The following is a 3,945-nucleotide window of genomic DNA, read 5'->3' as shown; positions in this document are numbered from 1 at the left end:
CACCCGACACCTTCCTCACCGAGCGGCGCCGGCTCGTCGCGGAGATCGAACAGGCGGAAGGCGCGCGCCGCGAGGCAGCCGACAGGCTCGCGTCGGGTGAAACCGCATTGGCGGAAGCCGACAGGCAGGCACGCATCGCGCTGGAAGCCCTCTCCGGTGCGCGCGAGCGCCGCGCTTCGGCTGAAGCGAGGCTCGAGGCGGCGCGCCAGCGCGTTGCCGACATCATCCGCCAGATCGAGGACGGCCTGGACACCGGCCTGGACGGGCTGCAGGCGATTGCCGGCCTCAAGCCCGGCGATGCCCTGCCGGAGCCGGAGACCGTCGAACGCAGGCTCGCCAATCTCAAGGGCGAGCGCGAACGTCTCGGTGCCGTCAACCTGCGGGCCGAAGACGAGCTGACCGACGTAAGGGCCAAGCGCGAAGGCCTTTCCGGCGAACGCGACGACCTCACCGAAGCGATCCGCCGGCTGCGGCAGGCGATCGGCGCGCTCAATCGCGAAGGGCGCGAGCGGCTGATCGCCGCCTTCGATATCGTCAACGGGCATTTCCAGCGGCTCTTCGGCGTCCTGTTCGGCGGCGGCGAGGCCGAGCTGCGGCTGGTGGATTCGGAGGATCCGCTCGATGCGGGCCTGGAGATCTTCGCGCGGCCACCCGGCAAGAAGCCGCAGGTGATGACGCTGCTCTCCGGCGGAGAGCAGGCGCTGACCGCGACCGCCCTGATCTTCGCGGTGTTCCTGACCAACCCCTCGCCGATCTGCGTGCTCGACGAGGTCGATGCGCCGCTCGACGACGCCAATGTCGAGCGCTACTGCGACCTGCTCGTCGACATGGCGCGCAACACGCAGACGCGCTTCATCCTGATCACCCACAACCCGATCACCATGGCGCGGATGGAGAGGCTGTTCGGTGTGACGATGGCCGAACGTGGCGTCAGCCAGATGGTTTCCGTCGACCTGTCGACCGCCGAGAGCATCCGCGAAGCCGGCTGAAGGCAGCCTCGGCCCGGCTGAAAAAATGCCACAATCGGCCGCGCATTGCGGCAAGAATGTCGCACCCAGCCGGAATTTGTAAATATTCCAATGCTTTAGGTGTTATCCACGTGCCTTGACAGCGCGGGGGGCTGTCAATAAAGGAGGCCGTGCTGACGACGGCTCGATGCGCGGGTTTGGTCGTGGTTATAGTGGTTTTTCGCCGGATCGCGGCGTAAACGCGGTCAAGACGGAGATCCAAGGCCATGTCCGAGCCCGACCCAAACGCCTCAGATTCGGAGTTGCGCGCAAGACTGGGTTCCCTGAAGTCCGCGATCAAGCGGGCCGAGGAGAACGATAAGCCGGGCGCGGGTCCGGCTGGAGAGGACAAGGCGCTTGCGGGCGCGATGTCCTCGGGGTTTCGCGCCGCGACGGATCTCGCAGGTGGCGTCATCGCCGGTGCCCTGATCGGGTATCTCGGCGACCGATGGCTGGGAACGTCCCCGTTCCTCCTGATCGCCTTCCTGGTGATCGGAACGATCGCGGGCTTCAGGGCCGTCTATCGGCTCGGTTCGCGTCCGACCTCCGGGTCGGGAGGCGGTCCGAAAGCGAATTGATCGAGGGGCGGCCCGCCAGGGCCGCGCGATAGGGAACGAGACAATGGCGGCCGGCGGCGGAATCGATCCGATCCACCAATTCCACATCACGAATCTCGTTGAGCTGAAGCCGCTCGGCATCAATCTGTCCTTCACCAACACCTCGCTGTGGATGGTGATCGTGCTCGCCGTCGTCTCGGCGCTGATGATCTATGGCTCGAGCCAGCGCGCGGTCGTTCCCGGCCGCCTGCAGTCGCTCGCCGAGATGATCTACGAATTCGTCGCCTCCACGCTGACGGGCGTGATGGGCAAGGAAGGCATGAAGTTCTTCCCCTTCGTGTTCTCGCTGTTCATGTTCGTGCTGGCGAGCAACATGCTCGGCATGATCCCCGGCTCCTTCACCGTCACCAGCCAGATCATCGTCACCGCCGCCTTCGCCGTGCTCGTCATCTCGGTCGTGCTGATCTACGGCATCGTGAAGCATGGCAGCCATTTCTTCGGCCTGTTCGTGCCGTCGGGCGTGCCCGGCTGGCTCCTGCCCTTCATGGTGCTGATCGAGGCCGTTTCCTTCCTGTCGCGCCCGGTCTCGCTTTCGCTGCGCCTGTTCGGCAACATGCTCGCCGGCCATATCGCCCTGAAGGTTTTCGGCGGCTTCGTCGTCGCCCTGCTCGGCTCGGGCGCGCTGCTGAGCTACGCCATCGCGCCGCTGCCGCTGCTCCTGGCGGTCGCGCTCACCGCGCTCGAATTCCTCGTCGCTTTCCTGCAGGCCTATGTCTTCGCGATCCTGACCTGCGTCTATCTCAACGACGCGCTGCACCCCGGCCACTGAGGCCAGGGCAGCGCTCGCGAGAGTTCATCCCACCCCGTCAAAAGTTCCACACTGGAGAAAGACCATGGATCCTGTTGCAGCCAAGTTCATCGGCGCTGGCCTCGCCTCGCTCGGCATGGGCCTCGCCGCCATCGGCGTCGGCACCATCTTCGGCAACTTCCTCTCGGGCGCCCTGCGCAACCCGTCGGCTGCCGACGGCCAGTTCCCGCGCGCCTTCATCGGCGCGGCGCTCGCCGAAGGTCTGGGCATCTTCGCGTTCGTCGTCGCGCTCGTCCTGCTCTTCGTGGTCTGACGCTTTCGTCGACTGCTTTCTCGTCGCGCGTTCGGGCCGCTCCGGCCGGCGCGCGACGGTTTCCTATCTTCAGCGCTGAAAGGCACGCTATGCCGGTTCGATCTTCAGGGTTCGTGCGACAAGGATGGCTTCTGGCTGTCGGCTCGTTCGCCACTCTGGTGGCAGGAGCGGCCCAGGCTGCCGAGCAGAAGCACGGCCTGAGCGGCGAGAAGGCGTCTTTCCCGCCTTTCGACCCGACCCACTTCGCCAGCAACCTGTTCTGGCTCGCCATCACCTTCGCGGCCCTCTACTGGCTGATGTCCAAGGTCGCGCTGCCGCGCCTCGGCTCCATCCTGGAAGAGCGAGCGGAGACGATCGGTCGCGATCTCGACCAGGCCTCCGGCATGCAGGCCAAGGCCGAAGAGATGGCGCAGGCCTATGAGAAGGCCCTCGCCGAGGCCCGCAAGAACGCCCAGGGCATTGCCCAGACGGCGCGCGACGCCGGCGCCAAGGCCAGCGACGCCCAGCGCCACGCGACTGAGGCCGAGCTTGCCGCCAAGATGGCGCAGGCCGAGGCGACCATCGCCAAGACCAAGACCAACGCCATGAGCAATGTGCGCGATCTCGGGGGCGATATCGCCGTCGCGATCGTCACCAAGCTCACCGGTCAGGCTCCCAGCGCCAGCGAGGCGTCGGCAGCTGTCGACCAGGCCCTGACGCGCGGCTGAGGAGAGATCAGATGGATACTTTCTGGGTCGGCGTCGCGCTCGTCATCTTCCTTGCCATTCTCGTCAAGTTCGGCGTGCCGGGCGCGATCGTGAAGGCTCTCGACGCTCGCGGCGAGAAGGTCGCGCAGGAGCTGGCGGAAGCCCGTCGCCTGCGTCAGGAGGCCGAGAAGCTGCTCGCCGAATACGATGCCAAGCGCAAGGCCGCCGAGGCCGAAGCTGCCGAGATCGTCTCCTCGGCCAATGACGAGGCCAAGCGCCTCGCGGCGGAGGCCGAGGCCAAGCTTGCCGACTTCGTCGCGCGCCGCACCAAGGCGGCCGAGGAGAAGATCGCGCAGGCCGAGAGCCAGGCCGAAGCCGAGGTTCGCGCTGCTGCGGCCGAGGCTGCCACCAAGGCAGCCGAGACCATCCTGCGCGGCCAGATGGCAGGCAAGGCTGGCGAAGCGGCCTTCGCTGCCGGGCTGACCGAGGTCAAGGCCAAGCTCAACTGAGCCCGCCGCGATCGCTGCAAAGTTCGACGCCGCGCTCTTCGGAGCGCGGCGTTTTTGCTTTTGCG

General features: G+C 66.5%; 5 protein-coding genes and 1 pseudogene. All 6 read left to right on the top strand.

Annotation, left to right across the window (positions count from 1 at the left end; all coding sequences use genetic code 11):
* A pseudogene (locus tag ACIPIA_RS11780) lies at positions 1-989 on the top strand (chromosome segregation protein SMC); the annotation flags it as partial.
* A 245-nt stretch (positions 990-1,234) separates the two neighbouring features.
* Positions 1,235-1,585 carry an AtpZ/AtpI family protein gene (locus ACIPIA_RS11775; protein WP_400509693.1) on the top strand — a complete coding sequence of 117 codons (351 nt, stop codon included), beginning with the start codon at positions 1,235-1,237 and terminating at the stop codon, positions 1,583-1,585.
* 43 nt (positions 1,586-1,628) lie between these two features.
* Entirely contained in the window at positions 1,629-2,393 is a 765-nt protein-coding gene (locus ACIPIA_RS11770) for a F0F1 ATP synthase subunit A (protein ID WP_400509691.1), read from the top strand.
* Positions 2,394-2,457: 64 nt separating this feature from the next.
* Entirely contained in the window at positions 2,458-2,685 is a 228-nt protein-coding gene (locus tag ACIPIA_RS11765; protein ID WP_038360954.1) for a F0F1 ATP synthase subunit C, read from the top strand.
* A 113-nt stretch (positions 2,686-2,798) separates the two neighbouring features.
* Entirely contained in the window at positions 2,799-3,392 is a 594-nt protein-coding gene (locus ACIPIA_RS11760) for a F0F1 ATP synthase subunit B family protein (RefSeq protein WP_400509688.1), read from the top strand.
* Between the two features lie 11 nt (positions 3,393-3,403).
* Positions 3,404-3,880, top strand: a complete 477-nt coding sequence (locus ACIPIA_RS11755) for a F0F1 ATP synthase subunit B family protein (RefSeq protein ID WP_400509686.1) — start codon at positions 3,404-3,406, stop codon at positions 3,878-3,880.
* The last annotated feature ends 65 nt before the right edge of the window (positions 3,881-3,945 follow it).

It is taken from the genome of Allobosea sp. CER48, from assembly GCF_044752385.1.
Taxonomy (GTDB): domain Bacteria; phylum Pseudomonadota; class Alphaproteobacteria; order Rhizobiales; family Beijerinckiaceae; genus Allobosea.
Note: the sequence above shows the minus strand (reverse complement) of the source record. Positions and strands in the feature narration are given on the sequence as shown.